The organism is Candidatus Coxiella mudrowiae (genome assembly GCA_001077715.1).
GTDB classification, from domain to species: domain Bacteria; phylum Pseudomonadota; class Gammaproteobacteria; order Coxiellales; family Coxiellaceae; genus Coxiella; species Coxiella mudrowiae.
This window is the reverse complement of sequence record CP011126.1, coordinates 174,760-189,395: the sequence shown is the minus strand read 5'-3', so window position 1 is coordinate 189,395 and position 14,636 is coordinate 174,760. Positions and strand designations below refer to the sequence as shown.

Below are 14,636 nucleotides of genomic sequence, written 5' to 3'. Positions count from 1 at the left end.
ATTCTTACCGTTTTATCTCAGGATTATCGTTTGGAATATTGGGTACCTTTACGTGCCTTATGACGACCCACTTTTTTACGCTCAACCATGCGAGGATCTCGAGTGACAAATCCTGCTTTTCGCAATACTCTGCGCCATGAACCACCCTTTCCACCTTCTTCCTCATAGTCTATTAAAGCTCGGGTAATCCCATGGCGAATAGCACCTGATTGGCCGCTGTCACCACCACCTTCAACGGTGGCATAGATATCAAATTGAGACTGAACATCAAGGCTTACTAAAGGTTGACGAACCACCATGCGAGCGGTTTCTCGACCAAAGTATTCATCTAACTCTCTTCCATTCACGGTGATCTTTCCAGAACCTCTTCTTAAAAAAACCCGCGCAGAAGACGTTTTACGACGGCCCGTGCCTAAATTTTGCTTTTTTGCCGCTTGTCCCATAATCTTAAAAGACCTCTATTCTAAGTCAATCAATTCAGGTTGCTGCGCTTGATGGAGATACTGATCTCCCACATAAATTTTTAACTTACGGTGCATTTCACGCCCTAAAGACCCTTTAGGTAGCATCCCTTTGACCGCTAATTCTAACACACGTTCTGGATGCTTTGACTGTAAGTCATTAAAATTAATTGTTTTTATCCCGCCAGGATAGCCGGAATGATGATTATATTGCTTATCTTCTAGTTTCTTGCCAGTGACGCAAAGCTTATCGACGTTGATAACAACAATAAAATCACCTGTGTCAACATTAGGAGTATATTCTGGTTTATGCTTACCTCGTAAGCGCATAGCAATTTGACTCGCCAAACGCCCCAATGTTTTACCCTTCGCATCCACTAACAACCACTGCGGGCTAACGGTTTTTGCGTTTGCCATGTAAGTCGCCATAAGTTTAGAATCCTCAACTCGAAGAAAAAGATAATTATGATACAGCATATTTTTGTTGATATGCAAGCTCACTGCCCCTATAACCCAGCGAGCGCTTGGAGTTTCGTGATTTTGGAGTGGGAACGTAAAAATACTCCCCGTAAACTGAGCAAAAGCAAAAACTTCGAAAAAACATATTCTTTTCAGAGAAACTATGTTATTTTTGTCAAGTGGTTTTTTTGCTGTCACATAATTATGTATGGAGAATACGAGAATACATAAAAAAGAAGGAATTCTTATGCCAGAAAGAAAAAAGGGAAATCCGCTAAACGACGAACTAGAAGCACTAGGATATTATCCCCCCCTGCTCGCGACATGCCCCTAAACAAAGAAAAACATCGCGCGTCCCAGCACACAAAAAAGTAAATCTCCAACCTCACCAATTTACACATCTAATTAAATCCCAATTAATGTCTCACTTAGCGGAAGCAACCCTTCTAAGTAGAAAGGATGTAAGTGCTGTCTTAGAGGAACTTGCTAATGTTATGCATACATCTTCGCAGCAAAGGTGGTGCCTGTAAATTTACTCTTCTAGGCTTGGTAAAATGTGTAGTAAAACACAGACACGCCACTAAAGCCCGACCGCAATGTCAATCCTTTAACCGGTGAAGAAATGACTTTTAAAGCCAAACCTGCCCACGACGTCATCAAAGTCTGTCCTTTGAAACAATTGAAAGAAATGGTTAAGTAAGTTTCATTTACCCCTTTCTACCCTACCCAATGGGAAGTGGTATCGTATTCCCCAAACAACCCACGCTAAGCTCTCTATATGACAAAATAAAATATGTCGTCTTCTTTTGCCCACGGGCTCATTCGAGGGATTCAGTAAAGCTTTGGTCCACTTTAAACATTTAATATTAAATCAAGCTTTATGTCTTAACATTGATATCATATTGTTCTCATGAGGAATACCAGAATACCTGATTCCTTTATTCATCGTTTTAACCATTTACCAGCTCAAGCAAACCCCCTTTTATTCCTCGAAGAAATAGGAGCAAGAGAAACTCGATGCAAGAATTGGTTAATGGAGGTACCTAACTGCATTGATAAATTAAATCAAATCAATTATTCGAGCGCGACGAACTCTCAACACACGAACCTTCTGAAGAAGGGGTAAAAAAGGAATAATGGCAAGAAAAATTTCTCGCCTAGAGCTAAAGCTTTCCATCCGAAAAGAAGAAAAAGAACTTCTGCTTAAAAACGAAGAAATCATTACAAATTTATCAAAAAAAGCATGACCACTCAAAGAACAATTAATTAGAGAATAATAATTTAGGTTCTCGGGAAGAATCTATTATCCGAGACCAAGCTAAAATATACATCGACAACATTGACGAATTAACTACACCGCCAAAAAAATAGATGTGCTTGCTAATATCTTTTCTTTGAATAGCGAGGCTGTGTCAGAGAAAAGCCACCCCAACTACCGACCTTGGGTCATGAAGATCATTACTCAGATTTGCTGGATCTAATTTTAGCGGTTAATAAAGGACCTTGAAGAGCTTCATCAACAATACGAAATATTTAAATTCGCTGCGCACCACACTCCTTTTTTTGTTGGAGAAAGACTATGATAATCAAATCAAAAAGCTCAAATAAGATTAGAAAAAACTGAAAAATGCTCTGAAAAGCTACGCCGATTTGACGATTTTTAAAGGAATAAAAGGTTACGATGAATTCTCTCAAGAATTTAATGAACTTGATAAAAGAATTGAACGTCCTTCGTTCTTCGAGCGACAATCTTTGCTCTTAAAAATCTGCTTCGAAGAAAGCATTTACAGAACTCAAAAAACATGTCCTAGTATATCAATTATAATCAATCGGGTCAGCCTGAAGAATTGCTTGATGATCAAGGCCAACCGCTAAATCCTACTAAAGAAGAATGGGAAAAAGCATTCAAAAAATACATGGGAAATAATTAGGAGAAAGGAAAATACAAAAAACGCAATACTTATAATTGCTTTAGAAGGTCAGGCGATATTCATACTTTCGGCAATCCACTATCTGCTGCAACTGCAAAACAATCTTTTATCAGGATTCTTCAACAGACAGTACGTGAAGAACGAAAAGCTAAAAAAAGACCAAAAAATGGAATAGAGGTAGTTTTGAGCCAGCGGCTCCTACTCTGAGCTAATAACGAAAATTCAGGGAAACAAACATGTCATTTAAGACTATTAAAGACGCCATTGAAAAGTTGTGTACAGATAATGCCAGTAGTCTAAAAGACTATACCGCTTTTCGTGCAGTGGCAACAGCAACCGAAAGTCCCACAGCAGTTTGAACAGCGCTAGATGCCCATCACACTCGTTTCGGAAATGTTGTATTTCATGCTGATGAAGATTCATAGAAACGACAATAGCATCATCAGTGCTGACCAAGCTAAGGAGCTCCGAAACCTTACCGCCGAAAAATACATTAGGCGCTATTGCTTGCTTCGATAAATATTCTTAATGAGAGACGCACAGCGTTATTACAAGAGCTTGTCAAAACGCCTTCCCCTCAAACATTAAAAGAGGCTCTCAACAAACATGATTTGTTAGGAGAAATAGATTTTAAAACCGACAATCATCATACGGACGAAGTTATAATTACCAATGATGCTGCGGACAGAATAAGGATTTTCGCTGCGCTTCGTTTATTTAGGCTCTCCATTTCTTCTCTTAAGGGTTTCTCAGATCCACAAAAACAAGCTCTTAAAACGCTAGCATAGGCCGAAGGTGCTTAAGCAATAAAAGACGCTCTGAATAAAAATGCCCTACTGGGAAATATTAATTTTTCAGGCCATTTGGAAGATTCAAATTATTAACCGATGATCAGACTCAAACTATCAAGCAATTCGCTTCTTTAGAATTAATCCGACGTTCGATCCATAATGCAACTGATCCATTCGTGCTAAGGCGAGCCTTAAACAAGCAGCCCCTTCCAAGAGAAATTGATTTTGAAACTGGTAATCATTTTGATGATGAAACGATATAATAAGGTCGCCCACTATTTGATTGAGACAAACAGCTGCTTCTACAATTAGTTCAATTATCTGTTAACGGACAACTTTCTGACTCATTAGCGGACGCTTAAAAGGCAGTAGCTAATGCAGAAGCTAATCCAGCCGTAATTCGCGAAGCTCTTCATAATCACCGCAGTCATTTTGGTAGCATTCATTTTGATGCACTCCTCGATGACAATAAGCCTCTAATTTCAAATGAGCATGCACTCAAATTAAAAGAACAAATAACAACAAAATATCGCGATTTAAAGTCAATGAAGACTCAGCAATGGCGTCTTTATCAGGCTAAAAGCGCAAATGCTCTTCCTCCTGGTTTTAATGAGAGTTCCATTAAATTTGACGGTGTCACACTTCTTAAAAATGAATTTCAGGAAATAGTTGCAACCGTTTCTAAAACAGACCAGAAATCACTTCAGGTTTAAAGATTATTTGACGCCAGGTAAAAACGGCAATTACCAAGTAGAACTTCCCAATGAAGGAGGTACGTTAACCCGACAAATAGAAGATACGAAAGTAGATCTTAAACTGAAGGTGGCGGGCTCCAATGATTTTCAAAAACGATGTGAATTTCTTGCAGAAATAGCTAGTAGAGAACTCAAATTAAAAAAACCAAAATGAAATTAACTGGTGTAATTCCTGATACCAATGCCGAAAGAAAAATCTATGAAGCTGCTTTGGCTAAGTTTGGGATTAAAATCCTTGAGCCAATCCCAGAATTTAGTCTGTCTTTTTCTAGATAAGACACAGGTTTCTAGATAAGACACAGGACATTTAAAAAAATCACTTGCGTTCATGCTCATGATCGTCTCCGAGTCATTGAAAATGACAAGCGATTACGCCCCACATCATGGCTGGATGTTGTATTGCAAGTTATCTTGTATTTTCAATCGCTTAGCGCGTTCGCGCTTTTGGCGTGCTTTCTCGTTGGGTTCATACCCTTCTAAAAAGAATTCATCATCGGAGGCCTGCATCCACGCCGCCCATTGCATGAGTGGGGTGGCCGTCAATCACCCTGACGCTACGCTATCCCGATTTTTGAGCCAGAAGAATCATTTCCGAAGCAGTATCAAAGGCTTGACGAACAAGTGTACCTTTCCCCGAGTTGATGATTCCACCATCATCACTATTATCTTCCTCTAGCAAAACGCTGTAATCACCACCCTTGAATAGCAGAGGGGGCCAGGAGAGCTACTTACTATTTGCAGAAAAGAACAGCGGTTTACTAGGTAGACAATTTCTTAGGACGTTAAAGGCCGTTCCTAATCTACATTTTCTAAATGAAGCTTTTTAGGAGTCTTCCGAACCTCATGGGAAAGTTCCTGACGCTTTTCGTTATCTGCCATTGCCTTCTCTGACTTAATTGGGTTATTTATTGGACAAGAAAATGATGGTGGATGAAATGATGAGATCATCCAGTTTTTTTTACTGGCGAATTACACCCCTGTGTGTGCCGCTAATATAACGTAAGGTGGATTAGCGCGACCGGGGAGCATAATCCACCAATCAACTAAGACTGTATTTCTATCCATTGATAGGTTTCAGCAAACTGCGGCTGGCAAAGTTGGCATTTCGTTCCACAAGCAGCAGATTTCCCGAGACGGCATATTTTTCCTTTCCGTATCCAGTGTTCTAACATACAGCGCATTATTTGAGGTTCTTTACAAAAATGTAAAGACAGTTCTTGCAAATTAGCTGTCTTTCGTTCTTTTAAAAAGGCTTTTAAGGATAAAAGCACGTTACGACTCCCTCGCTTCACAATCTTCGTAACGAGAAGAGTGAATCGTTATTATTTTCGTGCGAAGCGTATTGTCGTAATCCGATGACAACCGTCGCTAAAACAATTAGTAAACTACCACTCCAGGCCAATGTAGCCCAGGGATGATCAAACACAGTCAACACTTGATAACAAATTACGGCTAGTCCATAAGCTAAACCTATGCTCCACAGCACTGAAAATAAAGCCCACCGTTTGCCGACTTCGCGTCGCATCGCTGTCATTGTAGAAACACACGGAAAATATAATAAAACAAATAAAAGATAGGCAAAAGCAGCAGCCTTACCACCAAACTGCTTGTACATAATTCCGTATGCCGTTCTATTCATTTCATGCGGTCCCTCATTAGCTGAAATAGGATTTTTAAAGGCATCTCCAAGTTGGCTTAAATTTTGTGGAACGGATATAACTGCGTCACACAGCCCCCTCCCAAAATTAAATTTTAATACAGCCTGCTCACTTAAATGACCCTGTTCGCTATACAAAGTATTTAGCGTACCCACAACCACTTCTTTCGCTAAAATACCCGTGGTTAAACCTACCGTCGCTGGCCAATTATTAGTTTTCACCCCCAGCGGAGCGAATACAGGGGTAACCATTCGGCCAACAGCTGACAATAATGACTGTTGTGTCGTGTCTTGCACTAATTTCCCGGTCACCGTGACGGAATTTAAAACGCCAATAATTACGCAAATGGGAATGATGTATCGGCCAGCTCGAAACAAAAAGTTTTTTAATCGCTGCCACATATGGCAACACAAAGAATTTAATCGAGGTACATGATAAGGCGGCAATTCCATTACCAAAGGCGCAGGTTTTCCTGGAAGGATTGTTTTTCGCAAAACTAAACCGGAAAGGACAGCAATTAAAATACCTATTAAATACGAAATAAAAATAATTGAAGCGCCTCCTTTAGGAAAAAAAGCACTAGCAAACACAGTAAAAATGGCTAACCGTGCCCCACAAGACATAAATGGCATCATCATAACTGTCAGCACCCGATCGTACCGATTTTCTAACGTCCGTGCCCCCATTACTGCTGGTACATTACAACCAAAACCAACAATCATTGGAACAAACGATTTTCCTGGCAATCCTAATGCTCGCATGAAACGGTCCATCACAAATGCAGCTCGCGCCATATAACCCGAATCTTCTAAGAAAGCGAGAAATAAAAACATCCCTCCAATAATAGGTGTAAACGTAATAGTGGTATTTATGCCTTTTCCAACGCCACTGGCTAAGAGTGCAGTTACCCAGACAGAGAAATGCCAAGATATTAGCAAATGCGTTAAACCATCAATAAAAATAGTGGTGGTACTAATATCAAAGAAACTTTGAAAAGCACCGCCGATATTAATGGCGAATAAAAACATTAAATACATAATCCCAAAAAATATCGGTATACCTAAAAATCGATTTAATACAATACGATCGATCCATTGTGTTACCGATTGTCGAGGCGTTTTGGTAAGTTGTGTTACCTGCCCAGCTATCTGATTAACAAATACGTAACGCGCGTCGGCAATTAAAATATCTGGCTCCTCATTAAGCTTGATTTTAATTAAATCAATTTGCTGTTTAGCGAATTTTAAAACCGACTCATCCACGATTTGTTTGGCTAAATAATCATCCTCCAACAAACGTAATACCAACCATCCTGTCAAAGGGCTGTTGTCAAAAGACACAACTTGTGTAAGCAAATGTGCAGCTTTATTAATTTCAACGGGCAATGATAAGCAAACTTTAGAAGCGCGGAGATTTTTTTTTAATTTTAAAATAGCATCTCTTAATAAGTCGATACCTTGATTTTGACGGGCTACCAGACTAACGACTGGGGAATCTAACAATTTACTGAGCTGTTTGAGATCCAGTTTTAAACCACGCAGTTTCACAATATCCATCATATTTACAGCTAAAATTACTGGAATATTCATTTCTAATAATTGCAAAGTAAGATACAGATTGCGCTCAAGGTTGCTGCCGTCAATGACATTTATGGCCACATCGGCTTCATTCGATAACAAATATTGGCAAGCAATTTTTTCATCGACCGCATCCGATGTTACACTTGTCGAATAGACCCCGGGTAAATCCACTACTTGCACTCGAGAACCTTGATGCTGAAAAAAACCAGATTTTTTGTCGACAGTTACTCCTGGCCAATTTCCTACACGTTGACGGCTACCTGTCAGGGCATTAAATACTACAGTTTTCCCGCAATTAGGGTTTCCGGCTAAAGCAACAGTGAAATTCTTACTCATTTACCACCCGCTCAATCTTTAATTGAATGACTTCGCATTGCCGGAGAGTGAGATAAAAATCTCGTACCTGTATTTGTATCGGGTCTCCGAGTGGCGCCCGCCGGATCACTTGAAACTGAGTATTTGGCGTGAGGCCCATAGCTAGTAATTTTCGCCGATAAGACTTATTGCCGGGATGAAATCCACAAATTCTACCAAAGTCACCAGGATTTAAATCGGAAAGGGTCAATGCCGCTACTCCTAAATGAGAATGAGATGCAATTAGATATTCGCTATTATCTCCCTATCCTTATAAAGGTGTCAAGGATAAATGATAATGATTCTTGTTAAACTTTAAGAGCACCTTCACTTCTCCCCGAAATGGTTAGCTTGTCTTTTCTAAGCTGGAAGGCTAGTGGAACTCTAGCTTTTAGACGAACTTCATGACGCTAGCTTTTCGTAATTATAGAGGTTAGAAGCTTAAATTTTAGATGTATCCAATTCGGAATTGCGTCAACTTCTTTGGAGACCGGTAAAGGAGCATTAACAGAACACAACAAACCATCATGTCCAATAGGAACTTTCAGGTTTTGCAAAACTTCAAAATTTTGGAAACTCATATTTTTAATAAAAACAGTTTTTTTATTTCGATGGGATAGAGCACAGTATTTTTTCGATTATATAGATCAATTTCTTCTCGTTTTTCTTTATCGCGGTAAAAATAAAGCTCCTGCCATAGCACCACGTTCCAATATTTCGAGGGTTAACTAACCTGTTAAAAAGGCACATATAACCCTGTATCCATAAAATATAATTTGGGTGTTTTTAATAAACGTTTTGTATGATTATTAAAATTAAGGTTGCAATAAATAAACAATTCCTGAAGCCTCAAGTATATTATGTCTCTATAATTGATTAATTGACCCGTTCTTTCTGCTATTATTTTGTATGAATTTATGAAAGGCCATTTGATCATTTATTTGCAAATAGTCACAAACCTCCCTCTGAATATAAGTGGTTACGTAAGAATCATAAAAGCGTTCCCAATGCTCGCCATTACTCAATACAATACCCGGATAGGAACCTCATCAGATTTTATGATAAATTTCCAATAAACTTAATGGTTTTGCTATTTTTTCTGTGATTTTATGGTCCTAAGGTCAGGTAAAAATGGTTCACAAATTGATACGGCCTTGCTCTTCTGCAAGAGGGAAAGACCTTCTAACTTAAAGAATAGCGACACCCCTCGCCAGCGATTCAGAAATATTTTTCATCACCTCAAATTGTTGAGAACTCATTAGCCAAAATCCCAGGTTTTTTATCTGCTATTTTAAGTTTAAGCTATTTTAACAAAGGCAAAATGGAAGGTATATTGCACTTCGTCTATTTAAATCATCAAAACTTACATAAGACCGATCCTTTTTCTCAATATGTTCAAGCAAGGTCATCTTTCCCAGCTGTTGAGGGCCGCTTAGCAGCACCACTCGAAAGCGCCTGCTTACTTCCTTAAAAAACTTCCCACTAATATAAAATCTGATTTTATATTAGTGGAAGGCCTGATAGCCTGTCAATCACTGATAGATTAGCTGAGCTCAAACTAATTCGCGTACCAATGCTTCTCGCAACTCAATCAGTTTGCAATGAAAAAAATGGCTGGCTTTTTCGACCACTACAAAACGGACAGGAACCGGGGGTTGTTCCACAAAGGCTTTAACTTGCTCCAGAGGAACCAATTCGTCCTCAGCACCAAGCACTACTAACCAAGGACAAGTAATGCTTGTGAACGCGTGGTAATTATAATTGTTCACCGTCGGCGCGATGGTGATAAGTCGTGTGATATCAGGGTCTGTGTTGGCCGCTTTAGCAGCCACATAAGAGCCGAAAGAAAATCCGGCTAACCAAATTTCGTCATTCGGACAAACTCCTTTAACCCATCCCAGAATTACTCTTAAATCATCAGCTTCACCCAAAGCATCATCATAATGCCCTTCGCTTTTCCCTACACCACGAAAATTAAACCGCACCGTTTTTGCTCCCAATTGCTCAAACGCTTTGGCCACCGTTGTCACAACCTTATTATGCATTGTCCCACCGTATAGCGGGTGAGGGTGACAGATGACACCCATAACAGCTCTTTCTGAATCGTTAGCCAGCGTAGTCATTATCTCAAGCTTGCCTGCAAGCCCATCCAATAAAAATGTCTCAGTCTTTTCAGAAAAAAATTTCATTTAAGGATTCTCTAAACTTAGAATACCCGAATTATAATCGTAAGCGAAAATTTCTGCATAACGACCCCAGTCGATGACAGTAGTTAAAACTTCGTCCGCTGCTTGTTCACTGAGATAATTCTCAAGATTATCCAGAAAATGTTCTTCCGAAATCTCGTGATTAGGATGTTCATTTAATTCTTGACGAATTTGACTCGCTAGAGGGACATATTCAGTTAAGTGCTTCGCAAATATTTTTTTACGTTCTAAAATATTCGCTTCTGCTAGCTTACGTCCTGCCGTTGTTAATTCAATGTCTCCTCCGGAGACATGGGCAAAATGCAGTATTTCGAGCGCTTCTATAATTGGAAACAAGTCATCAATTTCATAATGCAACTCTTCCGTTAATTCAGGTAAATCTACCTTTTTCTGCTCGTAAGAGGCCAAATTTTCTATAAAGCCCATCATTTCCGAAATAGGTACTTGCGGCAACCAATAACCCACATCGATCATCTTAAATTTAATCGCTTCCGGAACAGCTTCCACTGCAGGTTTGGTCATTAATCCATAAATATTGTCCACAATTTGACAAAATTTCGGATCTTGATCGTTCCGCGGATGCGGTAAATCTACGTTCACTTCAGCACGAATGGTTCCCGGATTAATTGAGAATACCAAAATACGATCTGCTAAAAATGCAGCTTCTTCAATATTGTGGGTTACAATAATGACATTTTTAATGTTGGTTTTTCCAGAACGCCATATATCGATTAAATCACTCCGTAAATTTTCAGCGGTCAATACATCCAATGCTGAAAATGGCTCATCCATCAATAATACTTCTGGATCTACCACTAATGCTCGCGCTAATCCCACTCGCTGTGACATGCCACCAGATAATTCTTTCGGATAAGCTGATTCAAAGCCATCAAGGCCAACGATGTCGATAGCTTTAAGAGCACGAGTGCGACGTTCTTCACGCTGGACACCCCTCGCCTCTAAGCCTAACTCAACGTTTTCTAACACGGTGAGCCATGGCATCAAGGCAAAATGTTGAAACACCATACTTAATCCAGGAACAGGTGCAATAATGGGTTCATCGTGATAAAGCACTACTCCCGATGACGGTTTAATTAAACCTGCAATTATCCGCAATAGGGTAGATTTTCCAGATCCGGATTTTCCTAAAATTGCAATGATTTCTCCTTCGTTTAAGTTAAAATTTATACGGTCTAATACTAATAAATCTTGTAACCCTTTTTTTTTAAATAATTTTCTCACACTTTTAACTTCGATAATAGGAAAATTATTTTTTTTCACGATCGCTAACCTCTGCCTGTTTATTTAACCTGAAAACTTTCTTCCGCCAGTCGATAAAGCGGTCTCCACAGGCCATGATTAAATGCCAACACATACAAAGACATCACCATAATCGCCAAAGCAAGACGAGGAAAATCACCTTGTTGGGAAATCGATGCGATATAAGCACCCAATCCGGTTGCCTGCAAATGCGTATTTCCCCAGCTCACTGCTTCAGCAATAATACTCGTATTCCAGGCACCACCTGCTGCCGTAATGGCACCTGTAATGTAATAAGAAAATATTCCAGGCAACATAAATCGTTTCCACCAAAGCCATCCTTTAACATTCAACGTACCGATAACATGGTGCAAGTTTTTAGGCAAGGCCATCGCTCCAGCAATGACGTTGAACAAAATGTACCATTGCGCCCCTAAAACCATCAGCGGCGAAGTCCAAATATTTACATTTAAAGCAAATCGAATGATAAGGATCACCACAATGGAAAATAATAAATTAGCAGGAAATGCTGCTAAAAATTGCGCGAGAGGTTGAACTACCCGAGAAACATTGGGTCGTAAGCCGACCCAAACGCCGATGGGGACCCAAATGAGCGAACTGAGAATAAGCAAAACGCTAACACGTAATCCTGTTACAAAACCCAAATAAAAGACATGGAATACCTCAGTCCAACTCACTTCTGCTAAAATAAAACGCATTAACAAGAAAAAAGAGACCAGCAGGGCTAAAATTAAAAATGCATTCCAACTCACAGTAAAAAATCGACGCAATAAATATCGATATTCGGATGGTTTTCGTGGAGAACGATAACGAAAGAGCCGACAATTAACGATTGCATTTCCTAATAAGGAAAAATATTCGCCAATAAAACGTAAAAATCGCGTCCGCTGAAATAAATTTAATACCCACGATTGTGCTTCGCTTTCTCCCACACTTACTTCTGCGCTGAATTTTTCTGCCCAAGCAACCAGTGGACGAAACAACAATTGATCATATAATGCAATTACAATAATCATCGTAATAATTACATAAACGACGGCCATTTTGTCCGCGTACTCGATGGCCATCCCGATGTAAGAACCAATACCTGGTAACATAATATTGTGTCCCGCCACAGTAATAGCTTCTGAAGCTACTAAAAAAATCCAACTGCCCGACATCGACATCATGGTATTCCACAGTAAACCAGGCATGGCAAACGGAACTTCCACTCGCCAAAAGCGTTGCCATGCGGATAATTGCAACATTGTGGCAGCTTCTTGCAAATCATTTGGCACAGTTCGAAGGCTTTGATAAAAGCTCAAGGCCATATTCCATGCCTGTGCCGTAAAGATTGCAAATAATGCTGCACACTCCGGGCCTAACAAACTACCGCGAAATAGGGCGACAAAAGCTGTCACTGTGATCGTTAAAAACCCTAGCACAGGTACTGACTGCAAAATGTCAATCATAGGGATAATAATGCGTTCCGCATGGCGGCTTTTGGCAGCCCAAGTACCAAAAATAAAGGTAAATAATAATGAAAAAAACATCGCAATCAGCATCCGTAACACCGTGCGTAACGCGTAATAGGGCAACATGACTGGATCTAATGAAATAGGGAAGGTTTTCCCCACATCAAACCTTGCCATCATTGCGTTGGCGCCATAGTCCAATAAAACGAGAACGGCTAAAACCAATAATAGAGCAACCACATCCCAATAATTCGGGATCGGCCATGAAACGACTTCATTTTTTGCATATGTTTTTTTTGAAAACGAGAACATGTCATGCTCCATTTTTGTGATGGAGAAATTTCAGTGGCATCAACTGAAGTTAGTAATACCACGTCCAAACAAATTAAGACATGACATTTCTACTATATTGGTCATTATTAGTCATTGTTCATTGACTTTCTGTACTTGCTCGAAAATCAAAAATTCAAAACGACCTAGCGAATTGTCATCAATCCTAAGTTAAGGGACTACTGGGAGGTTTTAGGCAGGTGTAATGTAACAAAAGCTTCACTACCCACCCCCCATAAAGAGGTGGGTTATTTACAATACAGGGACTTTACAGAGGTTTTTTTGAAAAGGCAACCCTTTTGATTGATTTTTTTTCAATTTTATCGATACCAGTCATTTAATACTGATTTTATTTCATCCAGACCAATAGTGCGGTCGTGAGAAGAAAATAATTGAGCGGATATCTTATCGCTGTATGTGGTCAGCTGTACTTGTACGTCGCTAAAAACTTTTTTCGCTGCGCTTTGGCTGAGCTTATCCGATTTCGTGAGAAGTATATGAAGGGGAATATCGTACTCCACTGCCCATTTAATCACATCTTCATCCATTTCTTTTAAAGGATGTCGTACATCCATGACCACCACTAATCCTTTCAGACAGGACCGTTTTTTTAAATAACTATCCACTAACTCTTCCCAACGCTCTTGAACCATACGAGGAACTTTAGCGTAGCCATAGCCGGGTAAGTCTACCAAACGTTTGCTCTCATTTAAAGCAAAAAAATTTATCATTTGCGTTCGACCAGGTGTTTTACTGGTACGCGCCAATCCTTTAATACCTGTAATTACATTTAATGCGCTGGATTTTCCGGCATTAGACCGCCCAATGAAAGCAACCTCGGCTCCTTCGTCCAGCGGTAAGTCGCTAAATTCAGCTGCGCTGATGAGGTATTTTGCCTCTTGATACACAGGGGACACAGATTTAGTCATAAGCTTAAATGTTTAATCCTAAAGAGGCGAAGTATAGCATTGTTTGAGATAGAATGCGAAACGTGACCGAAGTTCACCGAGTCCTGAAAGATCAGAACTTATCTAAAGCCAAGGGCTTTACTAAAATCAAGGAATGCCACGTCTAGCTATTTTTTATGACTTTTTATGCAAAGACACACACGTGCCGCTTCTAGTTACTGCATTGTTTGGTTTGCTGATTATTCATTCGTTCTAGCAATTGGGATTATTATTTATTTCATTGCCCTCCTTTTCGCTATCTTTGGCTAAAATAGTGCATTTCGTTCCCACCGAAGTTTCATCGATTTCAGAATTTCACCTTTTCGGTCAATAAAGTCAAAATCTCGACAGCATGCCCCTCACCACATTGCAATTAAATCTCCAAGGCATCGCTTTTTCTCTATCATCCGACTCGGGTATACTTCGCG

General features: G+C 39.7%; 15 protein-coding genes. 4 read left to right on the top strand and 11 right to left on the bottom strand.

The features are described 5' to 3' along the window. Nucleotides 1-23: 23 nt before the first annotated feature. Together rpsI and rplM are read right to left on the bottom strand one after the other, a co-directional pair. A complete protein-coding gene (rpsI, locus tag CleRt_RS00885; protein WP_048874843.1) occupies nucleotides 24-443 on the bottom strand; it encodes a 30S ribosomal protein S9 in 420 nt (139 codons plus the stop codon). Between the two features lie 15 nt (nucleotides 444-458). After that, nucleotides 459-890, bottom strand: a complete 432-nt coding sequence (gene rplM / locus CleRt_RS00880; RefSeq protein ID WP_048875751.1) for a 50S ribosomal protein L13 — start codon at nucleotides 888-890, stop codon at nucleotides 459-461. A 2,197-nt stretch (nucleotides 891-3,087) separates the two neighbouring features. Here rplM and CleRt_RS12880 point away from each other — a divergent pair. The 4 genes from CleRt_RS12880 (at nucleotide 3,088) to CleRt_RS12875 (ending at nucleotide 4,673) form a co-directional block, all read left to right on the top strand. Further along, nucleotides 3,088-3,210, top strand: coding sequence for a hypothetical protein (locus tag CleRt_RS12880; protein ID WP_306686727.1), 123 nt, complete (start codon nucleotides 3,088-3,090; stop codon nucleotides 3,208-3,210). 144 nt (nucleotides 3,211-3,354) lie between these two features. After that, a complete protein-coding gene (locus CleRt_RS00870) occupies nucleotides 3,355-3,639 on the top strand; it encodes a hypothetical protein (protein WP_048874841.1) in 285 nt (94 codons plus the stop codon). Nucleotides 3,640-4,362: 723 nt separating this feature from the next. Beyond that, entirely contained in the window at nucleotides 4,363-4,551 is a 189-nt protein-coding gene (locus tag CleRt_RS00865) for a hypothetical protein (RefSeq protein WP_048874840.1), read from the top strand. Beyond that, nucleotides 4,548-4,673 (top strand): hypothetical protein, encoded by a 126-nt coding sequence (locus tag CleRt_RS12875; protein ID WP_306686726.1) that lies wholly within the window; start codon nucleotides 4,548-4,550, stop codon nucleotides 4,671-4,673. Before CleRt_RS00865 ends, CleRt_RS12875 begins: the two co-directional genes overlap by 4 nt. 105 nt (nucleotides 4,674-4,778) lie before the next feature. Here CleRt_RS12875 and CleRt_RS12870 read toward each other — a convergent pair whose 3' ends face one another. From CleRt_RS12870 to yihA, 9 genes are all read right to left on the bottom strand, one after another. Further along, complete coding sequence (locus CleRt_RS12870) at nucleotides 4,779-4,940, bottom strand: hypothetical protein (RefSeq protein WP_306686724.1); 162 nt, start codon at nucleotides 4,938-4,940, stop codon at nucleotides 4,779-4,781. Nucleotides 4,941-5,440: 500 nt separating this feature from the next. Next, on the bottom strand, nucleotides 5,441-5,689 hold the full coding sequence (locus CleRt_RS00855; protein ID WP_235379109.1) for a FeoC-like transcriptional regulator: 249 nt from the start codon (nucleotides 5,687-5,689) through the stop codon (nucleotides 5,441-5,443). Then, nucleotides 5,686-7,971, bottom strand: a complete 2,286-nt coding sequence (feoB, locus tag CleRt_RS00850; RefSeq protein ID WP_048874839.1) for a Fe(2+) transporter permease subunit FeoB — start codon at nucleotides 7,969-7,971, stop codon at nucleotides 5,686-5,688. The genes CleRt_RS00855 and feoB overlap by 4 nt, the downstream gene beginning before the upstream one ends. Continuing rightward, the gene (locus CleRt_RS00845) at nucleotides 7,964-8,233 is read right to left on the bottom strand and encodes a FeoA family protein (RefSeq protein WP_048874838.1); all 270 of its coding nucleotides are present in this window, start codon (nucleotides 8,231-8,233) and stop codon (nucleotides 7,964-7,966) included. Before CleRt_RS00845 ends, feoB begins: the two co-directional genes overlap by 8 nt. A gap of 333 nt (nucleotides 8,234-8,566) precedes the next feature. Continuing rightward, nucleotides 8,567-8,692 (bottom strand): DUF4143 domain-containing protein, encoded by a 126-nt coding sequence (locus CleRt_RS14535; RefSeq protein ID WP_503465673.1) that lies wholly within the window; start codon nucleotides 8,690-8,692, stop codon nucleotides 8,567-8,569. Nucleotides 8,693-9,542: 850 nt separating this feature from the next. Next, entirely contained in the window at nucleotides 9,543-10,178 is a 636-nt protein-coding gene (locus tag CleRt_RS00840) for an alpha/beta hydrolase (protein WP_048874837.1), read from the bottom strand. Then, a complete protein-coding gene (locus tag CleRt_RS00835; RefSeq protein ID WP_082160391.1) occupies nucleotides 10,179-11,501 on the bottom strand; it encodes an ABC transporter ATP-binding protein in 1,323 nt (440 codons plus the stop codon). It abuts the gene before it with no gap. Beyond that, nucleotides 11,498-13,243, bottom strand: a complete 1,746-nt coding sequence (locus tag CleRt_RS00830) for an ABC transporter permease (protein ID WP_048874835.1) — start codon at nucleotides 13,241-13,243, stop codon at nucleotides 11,498-11,500. The genes CleRt_RS00835 and CleRt_RS00830 overlap by 4 nt, the downstream gene beginning before the upstream one ends. Nucleotides 13,244-13,581: 338 nt before the next feature. Continuing rightward, nucleotides 13,582-14,190: a ribosome biogenesis GTP-binding protein YihA/YsxC gene (yihA, locus tag CleRt_RS00825; RefSeq protein WP_048874834.1), complete on the bottom strand. Its 609-nt coding sequence runs from the start codon at nucleotides 14,188-14,190 to the stop codon at nucleotides 13,582-13,584. Nucleotides 14,191-14,636: the final 446 nt, after the last annotated feature.

Excerpts from the sequence above, each read along its gene's own strand:
- feoB (WP_048874839.1), bottom strand. The coding sequence starts at position 7,971 with ATGAGTAAGAATTTCACTGTTGCTTTAGCCGGAAACCCTAATTGCGGG.
- rplM (WP_048875751.1), bottom strand. The coding sequence starts at position 890 with ATGGCGACTTACATGGCAAACGCAAAAACCGTTAGCCCGCAGTGGTTG.
- yihA (WP_048874834.1), bottom strand. The coding sequence starts at position 14,190 with ATGACTAAATCTGTGTCCCCTGTGTATCAAGAGGCAAAATACCTCATC.
- CleRt_RS12875 (WP_306686726.1), top strand. The coding sequence starts at position 4,548 with ATGAAATTAACTGGTGTAATTCCTGATACCAATGCCGAAAGAAAAATC.
- CleRt_RS00830 (WP_048874835.1), bottom strand. The coding sequence starts at position 13,243 with ATGTTCTCGTTTTCAAAAAAAACATATGCAAAAAATGAAGTCGTTTCA.
- CleRt_RS00840 (WP_048874837.1), bottom strand. The coding sequence starts at position 10,178 with ATGAAATTTTTTTCTGAAAAGACTGAGACATTTTTATTGGATGGGCTT.
- rpsI (WP_048874843.1), bottom strand. The coding sequence starts at position 443 with ATGGGACAAGCGGCAAAAAAGCAAAATTTAGGCACGGGCCGTCGTAAA.
- CleRt_RS12880 (WP_306686727.1), top strand. The coding sequence starts at position 3,088 with ATGTCATTTAAGACTATTAAAGACGCCATTGAAAAGTTGTGTACAGAT.